Origin of the sequence: Salinimicrobium sediminilitoris (assembly GCF_020866905.1) — a bacterium.
In the GTDB taxonomy this organism is placed as follows: domain Bacteria; phylum Bacteroidota; class Bacteroidia; order Flavobacteriales; family Flavobacteriaceae; genus Salinimicrobium; species Salinimicrobium sediminilitoris.
Window position 1 is genome coordinate 373,813 of the sequence record NZ_JAIVCC010000002.1, and the last position, 17,992, is coordinate 391,804.

General features: G+C 39.4%; 15 protein-coding genes and 2 tRNA genes. 6 read left to right on the top strand and 11 right to left on the bottom strand.

Translation table 11 applies throughout. From position 1 onward, the window contains the following. Positions 1–96 precede the first annotated feature (96 nt). A complete protein-coding gene (locus tag LA313_RS03415; RefSeq protein ID WP_228913212.1) occupies positions 97–3,759 on the bottom strand; it encodes a phosphoesterase in 3,663 nt (1,220 codons plus the stop codon). Positions 3,760–4,059: 300 nt separating this feature from the next. On the opposite strand from LA313_RS03415, the gene LA313_RS03420 reads away from it, so the two are divergent. Beyond that, a complete protein-coding gene (locus tag LA313_RS03420) occupies positions 4,060–4,455 on the top strand; it encodes an SH3 domain-containing protein (RefSeq protein WP_228913213.1) in 396 nt (131 codons plus the stop codon). Positions 4,456–4,482: 27 nt separating this feature from the next. Here the strand turns inward: LA313_RS03420 and LA313_RS03425 are convergent, their stop codons facing one another. Next, the gene (locus LA313_RS03425) at positions 4,483–5,553 is read right to left on the bottom strand and encodes a CNNM domain-containing protein (RefSeq protein ID WP_228913214.1); all 1,071 of its coding nucleotides are present in this window, start codon (positions 5,551–5,553) and stop codon (positions 4,483–4,485) included. Positions 5,554–6,243: 690 nt separating this feature from the next. Further along, on the bottom strand, positions 6,244–7,308 hold the full coding sequence (locus tag LA313_RS03430) for a CNNM domain-containing protein (RefSeq protein WP_228913215.1): 1,065 nt from the start codon (positions 7,306–7,308) through the stop codon (positions 6,244–6,246). 268 nt (positions 7,309–7,576) lie between these two features. Here LA313_RS03430 and LA313_RS16470 point away from each other — a divergent pair, with 268 nt between their 5' ends. Next, positions 7,577–7,822, top strand: a complete 246-nt coding sequence (locus LA313_RS16470; protein WP_228913216.1) for a hypothetical protein — start codon at positions 7,577–7,579, stop codon at positions 7,820–7,822. Between the two features lie 69 nt (positions 7,823–7,891). Here the strand turns inward: LA313_RS16470 and LA313_RS03440 are convergent, their stop codons facing one another. From LA313_RS03440 to LA313_RS03460, 5 genes are all read right to left on the bottom strand, one after another. Then, positions 7,892–8,143, bottom strand: a complete 252-nt coding sequence (locus tag LA313_RS03440) for a TFIIB-type zinc ribbon-containing protein (protein WP_228913217.1) — start codon at positions 8,141–8,143, stop codon at positions 7,892–7,894. A gap of 612 nt (positions 8,144–8,755) precedes the next feature. Next, positions 8,756–9,112 (bottom strand): hypothetical protein, encoded by a 357-nt coding sequence (locus tag LA313_RS03445; RefSeq protein WP_228913218.1) that lies wholly within the window; start codon positions 9,110–9,112, stop codon positions 8,756–8,758. A 274-nt stretch (positions 9,113–9,386) separates the two neighbouring features. Then, positions 9,387–9,725, bottom strand: a complete 339-nt coding sequence (locus LA313_RS03450; protein WP_228913219.1) for a phage integrase SAM-like domain-containing protein — start codon at positions 9,723–9,725, stop codon at positions 9,387–9,389. Between the two features lie 224 nt (positions 9,726–9,949). Further along, positions 9,950–10,034 (bottom strand) — tRNA-Ser (locus LA313_RS03455). Positions 10,035–10,795: 761 nt separating this feature from the next. Beyond that, entirely contained in the window at positions 10,796–11,224 is a 429-nt protein-coding gene (locus LA313_RS03460) for a CBS domain-containing protein (protein ID WP_228913222.1), read from the bottom strand. Between the two features lie 165 nt (positions 11,225–11,389). Between LA313_RS03460 and LA313_RS03465 the strand changes: the two genes are divergently transcribed. Next, on the top strand, positions 11,390–12,421 hold the full coding sequence (locus LA313_RS03465; RefSeq protein ID WP_228913224.1) for a M28 family metallopeptidase: 1,032 nt from the start codon (positions 11,390–11,392) through the stop codon (positions 12,419–12,421). A gap of 148 nt (positions 12,422–12,569) precedes the next feature. Here LA313_RS03465 and LA313_RS03470 read toward each other — a convergent pair. The 3 genes from LA313_RS03470 to LA313_RS03480 form a co-directional block, all read right to left on the bottom strand. Further along, positions 12,570–12,645, bottom strand: a tRNA-His gene (locus LA313_RS03470). Positions 12,646–12,707: 62 nt separating this feature from the next. Beyond that, positions 12,708–13,424 (bottom strand): bacillithiol biosynthesis deacetylase BshB1, encoded by a 717-nt coding sequence (gene bshB1 / locus LA313_RS03475; RefSeq protein WP_228913225.1) that lies wholly within the window; start codon positions 13,422–13,424, stop codon positions 12,708–12,710. Positions 13,425–14,116: 692 nt separating this feature from the next. Then, positions 14,117–15,289, bottom strand: a complete 1,173-nt coding sequence (locus tag LA313_RS03480; RefSeq protein ID WP_228913228.1) for a trans-sulfuration enzyme family protein — start codon at positions 15,287–15,289, stop codon at positions 14,117–14,119. A 128-nt stretch (positions 15,290–15,417) separates the two neighbouring features. Between LA313_RS03480 and hutI the strand changes: the two genes are divergently transcribed. Genes hutI through LA313_RS03495 form a run of 3 tightly spaced genes read left to right on the top strand, consistent with a single transcriptional unit; the run spans position 15,418 to position 17,992 of the window. Continuing rightward, complete coding sequence (gene hutI / locus LA313_RS03485; RefSeq protein ID WP_228913230.1) at positions 15,418–16,653, top strand: imidazolonepropionase; 1,236 nt, start codon at positions 15,418–15,420, stop codon at positions 16,651–16,653. Next, positions 16,654–17,649, top strand: a complete 996-nt coding sequence (locus LA313_RS03490) for a formimidoylglutamase (RefSeq protein ID WP_228913232.1) — start codon at positions 16,654–16,656, stop codon at positions 17,647–17,649. Continuing rightward, positions 17,642–17,992, top strand: coding sequence for a DUF1622 domain-containing protein (locus tag LA313_RS03495; protein ID WP_228913234.1), 351 nt, complete (start codon positions 17,642–17,644; stop codon positions 17,990–17,992). Before LA313_RS03490 ends, LA313_RS03495 begins: the two co-directional genes overlap by 8 nt.

Sequence of the window (17,992 nt, forward strand, 5' to 3'; positions counted from 1 at the left end):
TTCAAACCTACAGAAATCAAAAGAAAATATATGGAAACAAAAAATATAAGGAGTTGTTTAACGAAAAATTAATGAAGCGAAGAAATTCCTTTAAAATTAAAGGCCAAATCTGAATCCAAATGAAAATCGAAATCCTTCCACACCGTGAAATAGACTTAATTCAGCTGCAGCTGCCCTGGCCATAGTAATCCATAATCCTCCTCCATAACTTTGATGCCAAACCGTACTGTCATGATTCTGTGCCCACACCCGACCTAAATCATACCCTCCTAATATTCCAATTTGTACAGGCAAAAAATTATTCCTGATGGTATTGAAGGAGTACCTCAGATCAGAACCGGCGGCAAAAGCTTTTGTCCCGGTAAATCTTTCATGACGAAAACTTCTAAGTCCATTATCCCCTCCCAATGTCGCAGCATGGTAGAACCTAAAATTATCCAGAAAGTTGAGTTCTGCCATCACGCGAGGATTTAAGACTAATTTTTCATCTGCTGTTAGAGGAGTAAATAGCTCAAGGAAAGGATTTACAAAAAGAAAGGTCTGGGATACATCCTGGAATTCTGTTTTACCTCCAAAATTTAAATCTATTGTTAAACCCTTAGAAGGGTTTGTTCTACTATTCAAACTAACATAGCTGTAGTTCCCTTCTATTCCCCCAAAATAATTCCTACTAAAGATCTCATGACCCTCTTTAAAGACATCTGTTATCACTCGATCAGGAGTATTCTCTACTTCTAAACCTTCAACTAAAGCTTTAACCGAAAAACGACTACCATAGGGGCTTCTTCTTATTAATCCAACTTCCCCGCCTAAAGCACTCACGCGAACACGGTTGTAGTCTTTTGACAGTTCCTCAGTAAAATTTGGAGTTTCATTCCCGATGCCAAAGTAATTCGTAGTATTCCTCGGGCTTGAAAAATATGCTCCCACAGTCAAGTTGAACTTTCTTTCGGCATGTGCAAATTCTCCCCGGTATGAAACTTCGAATCCATGAGTGGCAAAAAAATATTCCCCACCAATTTCATGTCTTGAGGTAAAGGGTTTACGTACCAGGTTATTTACTGTATAGGTATTCCTGAAGCCCAGGATGATCCCATCATCGGGATTAAAACCAACAAATGGTAGTAGGCTGTTTTTGTCTGATATCTTTAAATTCTTATTGAACACATTAATATCATAGTTATCTGTTAAAAAAACTGTTCCTCCTGAATTCTCCTCAATCTTATTAGATTTTGATCTGTAGTCGTATACCTTGATCTTGTCACCTCGTTCTAATTTATAAGTATCGTTATTTTGCCCGCCAATAAGCTTCACGTCAATTTCAGCAGGCCCGGTTCCGTCTACCGAAAATTCATCTTCGTCATCCAATCCATAAACCCAGACCTCCTTTGTCTCATCTTTCCTGAAAATTTTCTGATTGACTATTTCATCTCTCTCACCATTCTTATTTCGGTAAATTATTACCTGCGTATTTCCATCGGGTAATCTTTTAACATCTATATATTCATCTTTGTCTGTTCCTGTCATAATTGCCAATTCCGCAAGTATTTCGTAATACCGTTCGACAATATCCACAAGGTTGGCAGTCCTGCCTTTTAGCTTACGAATTATTTCCTCTGTAGTTTCACCTTGTGCTTCTTTAGGGAGCCTTTCAAAAGCTTCAGCTATCACCTGGTCTGTCATATTATTCTGGATTATTTTTGCCTGCTCCAGCCATTCCTCTCTTCCACTATTCTGAACAAGAGCGCGATCCAGATTTGCTGCAGATCTATTGAACCATTCTACATCTGCTATATCCTCATCATATCTGCCAAATTGATTTAAAAAGCCAATTATTCCACGTAGGTTATTGAACACAGAACCGTCAAAGTTCGAGAAAACCTGATCTCTGTCCCTCGGAATAGGTTTGAAAATCCTACCTCCATTTTCCTGTTCGATCTCTGCCCACCGCCATTGATCATTATGCCTGTCCCAATCCCCTATCAGCATATCAAAGATCCTCGCTCTGATATATGCCTCTTCATCAAGTTTATATTTTTCATCTCTTCTCAAGCGATCGAACATTCCGGCAGTGCTCTGGATATCATGATTTGGCGAACCAAAACTCTCATGCCCCAGCCAATTTTCCTCCGGCCTTTCCTCGATCATATATATTTCATCTCCATGTGCGGAATTATAGTCCCCTAAAGCCTGCTGCCTGGGCAAATAATAAATTTCGGGATTAGTATGAAGCACCCCTACCGCATCGGCCAGAGTAGGAACAGCTAAAAAAGCAAAGGGATGGGAGGCCGTATAAAAATCCTGTATCATTTCCTCTGCAAAAGTATCTTCAAAAGCCTTTTCTATTACCTTGTCTTTATATGCCGTTGCCTGCAAGAATTGAACTGCATCTTTGCGCAACATCCTGAAATTATATTCTCTATTAAGACTATCCTTAACTCTTACAGAGTTTGTTTGGTTACCTCCTCCCATTCTCATCGCGGTTAAACCTCCATATAAGGTATCAAGATCTGCGACGGGAACTTCGATCTGCTTCTCATACAACCGCCTGTACCTTTCCCCCCAAAGGGTTTTATAAAAACCGGTTTTTTCTGTTTCCCCGGGGTTATAGACAGATGCTTTGATTGTTAAAGGAAAACTTTTAGAGAGAGTATCTGTAGAGTACTCAGGAAGATGTGGAAATAATTCTTTATGATATAGAAGCTTAGGTTCTCCAGTCTTTCCTCGATAAAACCTTACCTGGGAAGAGCCATCTTGAAAAACATCCAAAACAGCAAAACCTCTCAAATCTTCTGAGAATAGTCCATTCCCTCCACTCCTTACGTACGAGCTTTTGGCGCCAGATCCTGATACTATCTGCCTGAGGTGATCTTTTTCAAGATATTGCAGTGAATGGTCATGACCCGATACAAATACAACTCTTCCCCACTTATTGGCAATGGTTTCAATTCGATCCACAAATGAAGAATATAAAGGGTTGTTACTATCCTGGTAAGAGGTTCCTCCACTGGTTCTTAGTAAGTTCATGATCTGCCCCACAACAGGAATGGGCAACTTCTTTTCCTCCGGGTTTAAATAAGATGACCATCCAAACCTCCCGCCGTGAATACCGTTAGAAATTAGAGGATGGTGGAGAGCAACTATAGTAGTCTTATTTTGGTTTTTCTTTAATTCCGTCTCAAATTCTTCAAAGAACGCCGCCCTGGATTTTATTTCCGGACAATCGTCATTGATCAATGGATGCTCATCCCAATCCTCCAGGAACCACTGAGAGTCCAGTACAATTAGATGTACATCCTTAGATATATCCACAAATTTAAAAGCACATCCGGGATTGGGAATCACCAGCTTATCCTTCACCAAAACATCCTCCAGGTCATTTTCTATCTCTTTCAATCCATCGATACCCAACGTCCATTCATTCTCCCCCGGAACAAAAACCGACATTTCTGTTCTATTCTCTAACTTGTTCAGTGCCCCATGCCATTTTAACTCCAACTCTCTCGTAGCATTGTCTCCTAAGAAAATTAAAGATTTTTTCCCTTTGACATCCATCTCCTCCCGGGATTGCAGAAGTTCACCTAAGGCGGAAAGCGTAGGAAAGGAATCAGCAGAGGAGTCTGCACCCAGGTCTCCGATAAGATAAAAACTGTGCAGCTTCTCATTTTGATCAGGGAAGTTTTCTAAATTTTGAACTTCCTGTGAAAGGGAGGTCCAGGTAGCTATAAATAACAAAATAAACGGTAGGAAAAACTTCATAGGGGGGCGTTTAAAAAACTAAATTAGAAAACCCCCTATCAAATACTGAAAAAAATTTGTTAAAGGAGCTGAAGTATACGAATTTGCCTTTCGGGAATGGTGGGTGAAATAATATCAATTCCTAAAACAGTACTTTCGCTCACTACACCCATTTCTCACTTACCCTTTTTACATGTCTCCCACAGGTTAATTCTAATTTGGTATTTCCAGTTTTTGAAGGTTGTTAAAGTCTATTTAGATATTGGACACCTGGAATTGTTGGTGGCAAAGTTTTTGATTATCAAACTAGCAAATATAAGCATGAAACTACTTCTACTTCTTTTAATTCTGTTCTCTGCCCAGCTACATTCCCAAACATCTAGTTTAAAAGAGCTTGAGGAAAAACGTCAAGGGATAAGACAAGAAATAGATATTCTTCAAGATTCCCTGAGTACGATTAATGGTAAAATAGCAGAGTTTCCGATTAAGGACCTCTCGGGGCCAATACGTGCCTATGCTTTAGAGGGAGCAACTCTTAGAAAGGAACCATCCAAACAAGGAGAAAAGATTATAATACTAGAAAAACAAACTAGCCTACAGGTGATTGATATCATCGGAAATTTCTATCTCGTATGTTTTTCCGGTGAATGTGGCTATCTGCACAAAAAAGAAATTAGGAGAAGCTTACCGCCCTCCTATCCAACTAAAAGGTCTTAGTCATTAATTCAACATCTCACCTGGTGTTCAATCCTCTTGATCCAGGGTTAAGATTCCCATTCTCTTCGCACGTTCTTCCCATTTTTTCCTTGCCAGCTTTTGCATATCTTCCACACTATCACTTTCATCCATAATTTCCAGGCCAAGAAGGGTTTCAATAATATCCTCCATAGTAACTAATCCAATTGTATTCCCATATTCATCGACGACCATAGCGATGTGAGCACGTTTTTTTATAAAATTGTCAAAAAGATCGGGTATGGGAATTTCAGCCGCAATAGCAGGAAGATCCCGACGCAGAGATTTTAACGGTTCAGGCCCTTTCTCATCTATCATTTCTTCCAAAAGGTCATCTTTTAAAAAGAACCCTGTAATGTTATTGGGTGTTCCTTTATAAATAGGAATTCTGGAAAATTTGAGATTTCTATTAGCTTTAAAAAAATCTTCAATTTTTATATCTTCATCTTCGATCTTGGCAACAGAAAAAGGAGTCATCACATCCTTAGCCTCAATTGATCTAAACAATAAAAGATTTTTTATAATTGTCGTCTCATTTTCCTCAAAAACACCTTCTTCTCCGGCAACATCTGCTATTGCTATAAACTCTTCTCTACTCATAGTGCTTACATGAGCCGATTTTCCTACCATTTTTGTAGTGAGCATCATCAACCAGAGGATTCCAGTATATTTCAAGGGGAAGATCAATAAATTTAATGTTTTAGCCGTAAATCCTCCAAGGCTCTGCCAATAGGTAGCACCAATAGTTTTGGGAATGATTTCCGAGAGAACAAGGATTGCAATTGTCATAACCGCTGAAACTATGCCCACAGCATTTGTCCCATCCCCAAAAGCCGTTTCTGCCTGCACTCCTACCATTATAGCCCCTACAGTGTGAGCAATGGTGTTAACGGTTAATATAGCAATCAATGGCCGGTCAATATCTTTTTTAAATTTAGCGAGTGTATCTGCAAATTTCTTTCCCTCCTGTTTCTTTACTTTTATATAGGAAGGGGTAAAACTCAACAAAGCGGCCTCGAGAATAGAACAGAGAAAGGAAAAGAAAATGGATAAAAAGGCATAAAGAATGAGTAATTCCATGAAAATCTTTTTTTTAAAGTTACTGAATATTATAGAATGACAGATAAAGCCCCTGGGAGTACCAAGAATGTTAACAGAAGTCTTTCTTGATGCTTTTTTTAAAAACCCTTTGGGGTTATTCCGCCTTCTCACTCTTAAATCTTCAAATTGGCAAGGGGAATGTTCTTAGGAAAGGTAAACTCATTATAAAACCTATTATTAATAAGAACCAGGATGAATTAAATAATTTTAGGAATCCAAAAATGATTTTGAACAGCACCTGCTAAACTTCAAAGTCTTAGCGAATATTTAGGAGCTATGAATAAATAGGCACAGAAAAAACAAAAAAGAAAATTTTTATATAGTAGAAAATGACCAGGGAATAAGAGAATTATTAGAATTCTTACTTTCGAATAAGGGGTTTTCTGTTAAGGCATTCTCTACCATAAGATCTTTTGAAGAGGGAAACAACAACCTGATTTGTATTTATTACATATCATGTTGCCTGATGGAAATGGAGCTGCTCTAAGCAAAAAACTAAAATAAAAGAAAGAAATTTCCGAGATTTCGGTGATCCTTATGTCCGCTCATGAAAACGCCGTAGGAGCTAAAGGTGCTGCAAATGACTTCCTGTCTAAGTCCTTTGATATAGAAATTCTACTTGAAAAAATCAATAGTCAATTAATTTAACTTTCTTCAAAAGCTTGTATTCTATTCCGGCTTCTTGAAATCATCGTTAAGAAGTTTATACTTCTTCTGTCTTGCTTTCCAACGCTCCATAGCGTACTGCTGCATATCCTCTACTCTATCTTTTTCATCGACAATTTCGAAGCCCAACAGGGTTTCAATAATATCCTCCAAAGTGACAATACCATCCATTCCTCCGTATTCGTCTACGACTAAAGAAATCTGCTCCTTCCTCTTCAATAATTCCTCCCAAACCCCGAACAGTGTATCTGTTTCTGCAAAGGTGGAAATATTCCTTTTGATATCCTTAAGTCTTAGATGAAATTGATCCTCTGCTAACTTTTCAAAAACCATTTCTCTGAAAACATATCCTGTAATATTATCTCTGCTGTCATGATAAACAGGAATACGAGAGAAGTGTAAAAATTCTTTATTAATCAGAAATTCCTGAAGAGTCATATCTTCATTGGCAACAACCACAACTATTCGGGGGGTTAAAATTTCAGAAATACGAATAGATTTCAATCTAATTAAGTTTTGGATTATCTTGTTCTCTTTGTCTACAAAAATCCCCTCTTCTGTTCCTATGGAAGCCAAAGCAGAAATTTCTTCCCTGCTGGTGGTAAATTCTTTTTCTTTCCTGGATAAAAATTTAGTGAGGAACATTGACATAATTACTAAAGGATATGTCAACACGATCATTACTCGAATAGTCTTAGTGGTGAAGCCCATTAATTCCCTGCTAAAATTTGCACCTAAAGTTTTAGGAATAATCTCGGTAAACACCAGGATCAAAATGGTAAGAATTGCAGAAACAATACCAAAATAAGCTTCTCCAAAAACGATCGTTGCCTGGGCTCCTACCCCTGCAGCACCGACTGTGTGAGCTACAGTGGTCAAAGAAAGAATTGCCGAAAGCGGCCTGTCAACATCTTCTTTTAAGGCAAGAAAATTTTCTGCGGTTTTACTGCCAAATTCCATTTTAGCCTTTACATAGGAGATAGGTGTGGAAAGCAAAGCCGCTTCAGCAATAGAACAAAGAAATGAAGTAAATAATGCAATAAAAAGGTAAGTTAGGAGAAGTGCCATCAGAATGGATTAATAAGGAAGGTGGATCTTGAAAATATGCTCCGATTCAAGATAGGAGAGGTTATAACCTTTGTACTAGAAAAGCTGTATTTTTTAATATTACCACCGCTTCTTACAGGGGAACTATCATTATCACTGTCTTTCATTCCTATGAATTAGAAAATTCATGCAAATATCCACAAAAATTGTTCCTCCTAAAAAAAGTTAAAATCTTTTTTCATACCTCTTACAATTAAGCTCTCCTATCTAAAGAATAAACTTATAATTTTTGGGAGATAAAGATTATTATGTCAAAATAGTACTCTTAAAAAAGGTATTTTTCAGAACGGCTGCCATTAAATTTACTACAAGTTCCGGCGCTGATTGCACAAATGCTACTTTTGTAAGACCGATAACTTTAATAAGAATAGAAAGGACGACATCTATATTAGAAGCTGCATCTTCCAATTTTGAAGCACTAAAAATGAGAGCTGGAAAATCTACGATTGGCAGTAATAAAGTAATGATCCTTTAAATTGAAAAAAATTTAGCTATTCTAAAAATATAATTTTAGAATAGCTAAATATGAGCAATTAAGTTCAAGCTAGAAATCAAATAAATCCCCAAGAAAAGAATCTTTTTTTCGCGGTTTGTTGTATTTATTTTCTCCTGTATTTGAATATCTATCACCACGGTGTTGCGGAGCTTGACCTTGTACAGGAGTTGAGGATCGTTCAATGATCTTATCCAGTTCTCCCCTGTCCAGCCAGACTCCCCGGCATTCTGGACAATAATCAATTTCTACACCATTACGATCAGTCATAACTAAGGTGGTATTATCATTCGGACACTTCATATTGATCTTTTTATATTCTTAGTAAGTTAGTAAATCTTTCAGTTTTTTCAAACCCCGATCTATCCTTCTATAAACGCATCCATTCTTCATTTTTCATACGGGCCACTTATCAAATTATTTCTAAATACTTCAAGGAAAACATCTCCAAGAATAAGGCTTATTCTATATGTGACCTGCTCTAATTATGCGGCTTCATCGGCAGGTTAATTCATAGACCCGGTGTTTGGTCCATTTACGGTAGAAAAGATAAAAGGAAATACAGCAAGGTCCAGAACTACAATTTTTCCTGAGAGATACGGCTTTTGGATTATTTTTATTACACGGCTAAATCCCTTTTCTGTCAAATGATGTTGTGAGCCTGGTTAGCGGAATGGTGAAAATGGACTATTGGAAATTCAGTTTAGCCTGTATTGCAGGCATAACTCCTCTAATGTTAATGTTAGCTTTATTGGGAGAAAGCACCCAAACCCTGACGAATTTATTAGTGGGTTCCGGAATTGCTCTTGTAATATTGGTAGGGAAAAATTATTCTAAGAAGAAGGCAATTTTCTTCCAGATGCTGCCAAAAAAGTCGGTCGTAGAGGACCATTAAAAAATAAAAACCGTAAATAATTATGATCGGGTATTTGCTTTTGCTCTCTTAATGAAATATCCCGCTATAGCAACTGCTGCACTTGAAAAAACAGCCACACGAACATTTTTATTTTGACTGCGTCGCCTCTCTAATGTCTCCTTTTTATAATTTTCACTCTCTAAAAACTTTTGCACACCTATACGATGTGCAGCGTCGAAATTTATTGAGGGAAGAAATTTTTCCTCTACTAACTGAATTACCTCTAAAGCCAGAAGAAGCCTGTAAGCTTCAGAAAACTCCGCAGGGTATTCTAAATCATCCTCCAACTCTCCTTCATTTTTTATAATTAACATAACAACCTCAGCAGCTGTTAGAACCTCTTTATTTGATTTCATTTAAATATTTTCAATAACACTGCAATTTACAAGACCTCCTACTAATCAGCAACATAAAATGTCTTCAAAGAATCGTTCTGGAATCTCAAGAAGTTTTACTATGTTTGGCCATAGATGGGATAAAAGTAAGTTGTCCCTCCTTCTTTACACAAATATCGTCATGATTGAAGAATAGCGTGAATCGCTGATTATCATCTAAAAATTTGGGATAAAAATCCAGCAAAATTTTTCCGCCCCTTCAATTCCTGCGTAAGGAATTCCCGGTCAACAATTTTTAAAGTTCCTTTCCAGTTCGAAAAGGGTCCCTGGAAATCCACTCATTCGCAAATGCAATGCGGATGATTTTTGCAAAATTCACAATATACTTCTTAGCTGAATTGTGGTTACATTTCCTTTCAGTTTTAAGATAGTATTCAAAACCCGAAATAAATCTGTGATCTCTCCGTTGGACAGGAATATCACCTATAAGGCTGTTGACCTTTGCGTTATGTTCCTCGAAAATTTCTAAAACCTGTTTTGGTGTAGAGTCTTTTACATCCTTTCTTAGAGAATAGTCAATCAGATCTCTGGCCGTAAAAAATTTCTCTTTTTCTAAGAGGTTCTGATGTGCCATATACAGATCATTTTCTTTTTATTCAGGTAACGGTTAAGAATTTTTGCATCCTTTTTTGTAGAAATATTCATCATAAAGGTGTCACTCAATTTCATGGCCTTATTGCCTCCGAATCGTTCACCGCGAAGAATGATATTAGATGAAATTATTTGAAATTATTTGAAATTATTTGAAATTATGAAAAATGAAAAAGCCCGTAAACAGTGCGTTTACGGACTTTTCAGCGGAGGAAGAGGGATTCGAACCCCCGGAGGTGTTACCCTCAACAGTTTTCAAGACTGCCGCAATCGACCACTCTGCCATTCCTCCATTGCGGGTGCAAATATAAAAAGCTTTTTTAAAATAAAACCTAAAAAAAGGATTTTTTTAAAGAGAGAAATTCAGGTGGAGAAATAGATCCGACTTCACTGATGAACCCCTGTCCCGTTAATATCTTGAATCTCAACTTTTCATATCCTCATCCTCCTCCTTTCTGGGAAAAACTCCAACTAAGGCATTGAAGATCCTGGCTCATTTTTTTCTATCTGAAGTCTTATTTAACCCTCTCTTTTCCTTTCCGAACCTGGTCATGCCAATAATATTTCTGCAGTATTGCTTTTGGCAGGAAGAGGTTTCATGTTGCCGACTTGCTTTTATTCGGATAATATTTATTTGAAGAATAGGGATGCTTGAGTAATATATATTTGCCCCGGGCTTTATTTTCTCTTATCATCCTCCCTAAAGCAAAAGAAGTTAAAGCAATACAAAGAACCGGAAAAAAGATTCTGCATGAAAAACCCGCTCCCCAAAGTTTAAAGAAAAACAGCAAAACTTGACCCGAATCGTATAACCAAAAAAAACTAGAAGGGGCTCAAATTTTTCTTCTACTAATTAATAGGGCAAATGTAAGTCTCAATTTTGGTGGAAAGTTCCTACATGTACTGTTAAATGGAGGTTAAACCGCGATTTATCGGATACTTTTATTGATAGAAATGAGTTATTTTGAAGTAAAGAAATTTGCCTGTAAAGGCACTACAAGTGAGAAGCGTACCCCCCTACATTACTCTTCTCACTTTTTTGTTTGTCCCAATTCATGCATTGGATGAATTTTGCAGAAAAAATCTTATTATATCTGTAGTAGTAACTATTCCGGTAAGGCAGTCATCATCCACTACAGGCAAGGCATGAAATTCATAGTTAAGGAATAATCTGGCTACTTCATCTACTGTACTTTTAGAAGAAATATATTCTACCTTCCTCGTCATGACCTGTTCAATGGTAAACATGTCATAAACAGAAGTTTCAACCTCCTCATCTTCCACATTTACCGCATCGGCAAAAGAAATTCTTAGCAGGTCATTAAGGCTTACCATGCCCACAATGTGTTCCTTCTCAACTACCGGAAGGTGTCTTATGTGGTTTTTCTTCATTAGAGATTCAGCTGTAGATAAATTATCAGACAAAGACAGTCTCAAAATATTTTTGGTCATAATCTCGGAAACGGGGACGGCATTTTTCATTGGTATAAAGATTTACATCATGTACTTAAAAATACGACAAATCTGTTTTATTATCTATTAAGGACCTCGAAATCTTTTATAAAAATCAACGCCCAAAGGCTTTTAAAACAGAATTCCTTTAAAACTATTATCTTGCCGTTCTTATCATAAAACTGAAATTAAAACATGAAAAAATTATTTTTGTTATCCCTTGCAGTAAGCCTTGTAGGATGTAAGGCGCAACAGCCAGGAGACGTTTCGGAGGCCAATCCAATGGAATATGCAAATACAATTACTGCGGAAGAATTAAAGGAGCACCTCTACATTTTTGCCAGTGATGAATTCCAGGGTAGGGAAACTGGAGAACCCGGACAAAAATTGGCCGCCGAATATCTGAAAAAAGAATACCAGAGCCTTGATATTGATTCCCCCTTAGGTGAGGATGATTACTACCAGGAGGTACCGGGTAGTTATTTTACACGCGGAACTGTGAATGATACCGAAAATGTTTTGGCCTATATCCAGGGTAGCACTAAGCCGGAAGAGGTCCTGGTGATCTCTTCTCATTATGACCACGTAGGGATCGATGATGAAGGAAACATCTACAACGGGGCCGATGATGACGGGTCGGGAACTGTTGCCATTCTCGAGATCGCCGAAGCTTTTAAAAAAGCACAGGAAGATGGTTTTGCTCCTAAGCGCTCTATCTTGTTCCTGAATGTCACGGGAGAAGAAAAAGGCCTGGTAGGATCAAAATTTTATTCAGAAAATCCGGTTTTCCCTCTGGCTAACACCGTGACCAATCTGAATATAGATATGATTGGGCGTATAGGAACAGACATGGAAACTGCGGGTGATTATGTATATCTTATTGGAAGCGATAAATTAAGTACAGAGCTGCATGAACTTAGTGAAGAGGTGAACGAAAAATACCTTAACCTCAACCTGGATTATACCTATAATGATGAAAATGATCCTAACAGGTTCTACTACCGTAGTGATCACTACAACTTTGCAAAGCATGATATTCCAATTATCTTCTATTTTAATGGGGTACATGAAGATTATCACCAGCCTACGGATACTCCCGACAAGATCGAATATGACCTCCTGGCTAAAAGAGCCAAACTGGTATTCCTCACGGCATGGGAAGTAGCAAATAGGGAAACTCGCCCTTATGTTGATAAACCTACTCTAACGACAGAAGCTACAGAGTAGTATTTATAGAACTCACTCAAGAATCCGGACCTAACAGGTTTTCACAACCTGTTAGGTCTTTTTTTATTTTACCGGCAACCACTCTCAATTCTTGCTACAAGAAACTCCTAAAACAAAAAAAGCTCCTTGTTTTCACAAGAAGCTTTCTGGGTGGAAGACCGGGTTCGAACCGGCGACCTCTGGAACCACAATCCAGCGCTCTAACCAGCTGAGCTACAACCACCATTTAAATCGGATGCAAATGTAGTATAAATCCTTTCTTTTACAAAAGAAAAAAATCAAATTTTTACAGAAGATCAAACAGGGAATCTACCGCTACGTGACGGCTCACGTTATACCCTTCGGCGTACTCCACATCTATTAAACGACCTAAATCCCTGGCCCTGTAGGTGATGCTGTCAAAGAAATTGCTGCTCGAGATTGGCGTTTGGGGTTCTTTGCTGTCTTCATCCCAAAATTGAGAGCGATAAGCTTTTACAGATTCCATCTTTTTCTCCATAAATCCGGTGACATCGACCACCACATCTGGCGTTAAATTCTTCCATTGAATGTAGTGAAAAACATTCTTTGGGCGCCAGGCATGCTGGGAATTTCCTTCAAGAATGGTTTCTATCTTTCTCAAACCACTTAAAAAACAAGCATCGGCTACCAGTTTTGCACCTTTACCATGATCAATATGCCGGTCATCAATGGCATTACACAGCACCAGGTCTGGCTTATATTTTCTAAGAACTTTTATGATCTCCAGTTGATGTGCCACATTGTTTACAAAGAATCCGTCGCTAAACTCGAGGTTTTCACGCATCGAAAGCCCAAGTATCTTGGCAGCATCGGCAGCTTCCTGGTCCCTTATTTCGGCCGTACCACGGGTTCCTAATTCTCCCCTGGTAAGATCAAGAACACCAACTTTTTTTCCGCGGGAAATTTCTTTAGCAAGCGTCGCAGAGCAACTTAACTCTACATCATCGGGATGGGCTCCAATGGCCAGTATATCTAATTTCATTTTTTATAATTTCTATTCTGTGGTTAAAATGACCCACGAATACACGAATAATTTTTTTTTGTATTGTGTCGCTCCTTTGGAGCTCTTTTAATTTATAATTTTCCGCTATAAACATATCGCTCCTCCGGAGCTTCTTATTCAGATAATCTGAAAACTGATCACTGAATACTGATCACTTCTTCTTGTTTTCTTTTTTTAGCCACGAATACACGAATAATTTTTTATTGTTTTCAACTTAATTATGCCGCTCCTCCAGAATTTTATGTTTCAAAAATTCTGACTACTGAACACTGACCACTGAACACCAGTCTTGGCTCTTGCCTCTTGATTCTTGTTTCTTTTTTAGCCACAAATACACACATAGTTTTTATTTCCTTTTCTGTGCTTAACTATGCCGCTCCTCTGGAGCTCTGTATGCAATTCCGTTTATTATTCCATAAATATAGCGCTCCTCCGGATCTTGATTCCCAAAATTTCTGAATACTGATCATTGAACACTGATCACTCATTTAATGTCGCTCCTCCAGAGTTTTATATTTCCCAAAATTCTGACTACTGAACACCGACCACTGAACACCAGTCTTGGCTCTTGCCTCTTGATTCTTGATTCTTTTATTAGCCACGAATACGCGAATATTCCCAAACAATCTGATCACTGAGCACCGAACACTGAACACTTATTGAATCGACTCCTACAGCCTCACGTCCAGCATGTCCTTACGGGCCTCTTCCAGCGCCTGTTCTATATCGGCAATAAGATCTTCGGGCTCCTCAATCCCTACAGAAAATCTCATAAGGTGGTCACTTATCCCCTGCTCTGCCCTTTCTTCGGGCGTTAATAATCCGTGAGAGGTTTTGGTTGGGGACAGGATGGTGGATTCTACACCCGCAAGGCTCATTGAAGGCTTGATAAGCCTTAGGTAATTCATAAAGGTTTGAGAATTTAGATCCTTCAGCTCAAAGGACATCATCCCTCCAAAGCCGTGCATTTGCTTTTTCGCCAGCTCATGTCCTTCATGGGAAGAAAGACCGGGATAGTAAACTTTTTTCACCAGCTCATTTCCTTCAAGGAATTCAGCAAGTTTTTGAGCGTTTTCATTCTGCGCCTTTACTCTTAATCCCAATGTTTTAAGACTGCGCTCCAGGAGCCATACGGTGTAATCACTTAGACTGCCGCCAAAATTCTTTGCAAGCTGAAAGATCCTGTCCACATATTCTTCCGTAGAGATCACTGTTCCCGCCAGGATATCGCTATGCCCGCCCATATATTTTGTAGCTGAATGTATCACCACATCAATACCAAAATCAATAGGATTCTGGTTAACAGGCGAAGCAAAGGTATTATCGATCATACTCACCAGCCCATGCTTCTTTGCGAGCTTCGCCACAGCTTCTATATCTGTAATGGTCAAAAGCGGATTCGACGGGGTCTCAATGTAAATGACCTTTGTATTGTCCCGAACCTCTTTTTCAAAAGCTTCGGCAGAGATGTCATTTGCAAAGGAATATTCAATTCCGAATTTTTCAAATTCCTCCACTACCAGGTTACTCGTTCCCCCATACAGGGTCCTTTGAAGCACCACATGGTCCCCCTTTTGTAAAAAGGCAAAAAGGGCGGTGCTTACTGCAGCCATTCCGCTTCCAAAGATAAGAGCAGCCTCCCCGTGTTCCAGGGCTGCCATTTTTTGGGCCAGTCCCCGTTGATTTGGAGTGTTGAAATAACGTGGATACCGCTTCACCTCTACATCTTCATAAGCATACGAAGTTGACATATATAACGGGGAAACAGCCCCCTTGAATTGTTCGTCCTTCACCTCTCCCACATGGGTACAAATGGTGTTAAGACCTGGCTTTTTTTGATTCATAGTTGTTGGAAAAATTTCTTTCCCAAGTTAAAAATAAATACTGAAAAGACGAGGCTCCAAAAGTGGCATTTTCAAAGGTCCTCTTTGGCAGGCCCTGTAAATTCTCAACACTTTCCTATCTTTACGATATGAAAACCATCTTTAAGAACATTAAACAGCTCGTACAGGTGCGGGAGGAAACTCTCAAGCCTCTAAAAGGCAGTGAAATGAAGGAGCTTCCTGTGATTGACAACGCCTGGTTACTCGTGGAGGACGGTAAAATTGCCGACTTCGGAAAAATGCAGGATCTACCCTCTTTTGAAGGAATAGCTGAAGTTGATGCCTCCGGAAAGTTCCTCTTGCCGGGTTGGATCGACTCCCATACACACCTGGTCTACGCCGGAAACAGAGAACAGGAATTCATAGATCGTATCAACGGCTTCACTTATGAAGAAATTGCTGAAAAAGGCGGAGGTATCCTAAATTCGGCAAAAAAGCTTCAGGAAACTCCTGAAGATGATCTTTACCTGCAATCGGCAAAGCGGCTTGAGGAGGTGATGAAAATGGGCACCACGGCCATTGAGATCAAATCGGGATACGGCCTGACCACAGAAGCCGAACTTAAGATGCTTAGGGTTATAAAAAAATTAAAGGATAATTACGATCTCCCCATTAAAGCGACATTTTTGGGAGCTCATGCCATTCCACCGGAATATAAAAATGACAGGGACGGTTATCTTGACCTGCTCATCAATGAAATGATGCCAAAGATCGCCGAAGAAAAGCTGGCAGAATTTGTGGATATTTTCTGTGAAAAAGGCTATTTCAGCGTAGAAGACACCCACCGTGTCCTGGAGGCGGGACAAAAATATGGACTCAAACCAAAAATTCACGTCAACCAGTTCAATTCTATTGGCGGGATCAAAACTGCGGTAGAGCACAACGCCCTCTCTGTAGATCACCTGGAAGTGATGGAGCCCGACGATCTTGATGTTTTGAAAGACAGCGAAACCATGCCTGTGGCACTTCCCTCCTGCTCTCTTTTCCTGGGAATACCTTATACCCCTGCGCGGGATATTATTGAGGCGGGATTACCTCTCGCTCTTGCAACAGATTACAACCCGGGAAGTACTCCAAATGGCAATATGAACCTGGTGATCTCCCTGGCCTGTATCAAGATGAAATTAAATCCCGAAGAAGCCATCAATGCAGCTACAATCAACGCGGCTTATGCGATGGATATTCTCGACACACATGGCAGCATCACAAAAGGAAAGGCAGCAAACCTTATCCTTACAGATGAGATCCCCTCCTATGGATTCATGCCCTACTCCTTTGGTGCCAATCATATCCATTCGGTTTACATCAACGGAAAACAAGTCTAGATGAGCGGGCTCAAGTTCTATTCTGAAAAGCAAATCAACAAACTCATCTCCCAGAGGCCGGGAGAAACCAAGCTGGGGGAAAAAATAAATGTTGCCTCCGGTCTTGACGATCTGGAAAAAACTGATGCTCAATTTGTCATTTTTGGAATCCCTGAGGATGTTGGGGTCCGGGCAAATTATGGTAAACCGGGTACTTCAAATGCATGGCAGGAATTCCTGAAAGCTTTCCTCAATGTGCAGGAAAACAAGTATAATTCCGCCAGAAAAATTCTTTTGCTTGGGGAACTGAATACTTCCGAAGTAATGCAAAAGGCAGGGAACATTGATGTTTCAGATCCTAATTACGTCCGGAAGCTTGGGGATCTTGTAGAGCAATTGGATTCCGTAGTAAGTGAGGTGGTCAAAAAGGTTATTTCTGCAGGGAAATTTCCCGTCATCATTGGCGGCGGCCATAATAATGCCTGCGGAAACCTTAAAGGTGCCTCTGAAGCTTTTGGTCACCCCATCAACGTCCTGAACATTGATGCACATACAGATCTACGAAAACTGGAACATCGCCACAGCGGAAATGGTTTTAGCTATGCTCTCAAAAATGGCTTTTTAGAAAAGTATTCTGTTTTTGGGCTGCACCGTAATTATACTGCGCAATATATTTTTAATGACATGGATGCTTCCGAAGCATTTCATTACAGCCTGCTGGAGGAGCTTTCGCAAAAGCAACGTACAGCAGCATTTTGCGACAATTTGGATTTTGTAAGGGAAGAAAAATTTGGGCTGGAACTGGATTGTGACGCCATTGCGAATTTCCCAAGCAGTGCGGTCTCCCCCTCTGGCCTTACCCTTGACGAAGCCAGAGAGCTAATAAAAGAAGCAGCAAAAGAAAGAAATTGTTGTTATCTTCACATTTGTGAAGCTGTGGCAAACGACATTTATCCCACCGGGAAGGCCTTGAGCTACCTTGTTACAGATTTTTTAAAAGATAAAAAACATGCATGAAACTATACAATATTATGTAGAACTGGCAGCATTGATTATTGAGGTTGCAGGAGTCCTGGTAATGGTTATAGGACCCTTTTTTGCGCTTTGGCGCTACTTCTTTGATCAACATGAAGATGGCAGTACCTACAGGACTTTTCGCCATGATCTTGGAAAAGCCATTCTATTAGGTCTGGAATTTTTGGTCGCCGGTGATATTATCGCTACGGTTAGCACTGCGCCTACAATGAACAATGTACTGGTCCTGGGGGTAATTGTATTAATCAGAACCTTTTTAAGTCTTTCATTGCAGGTAGAACTTGAGGGGAAATGGCCCTGGCAGAAAAAAGAAATAGGACAATAG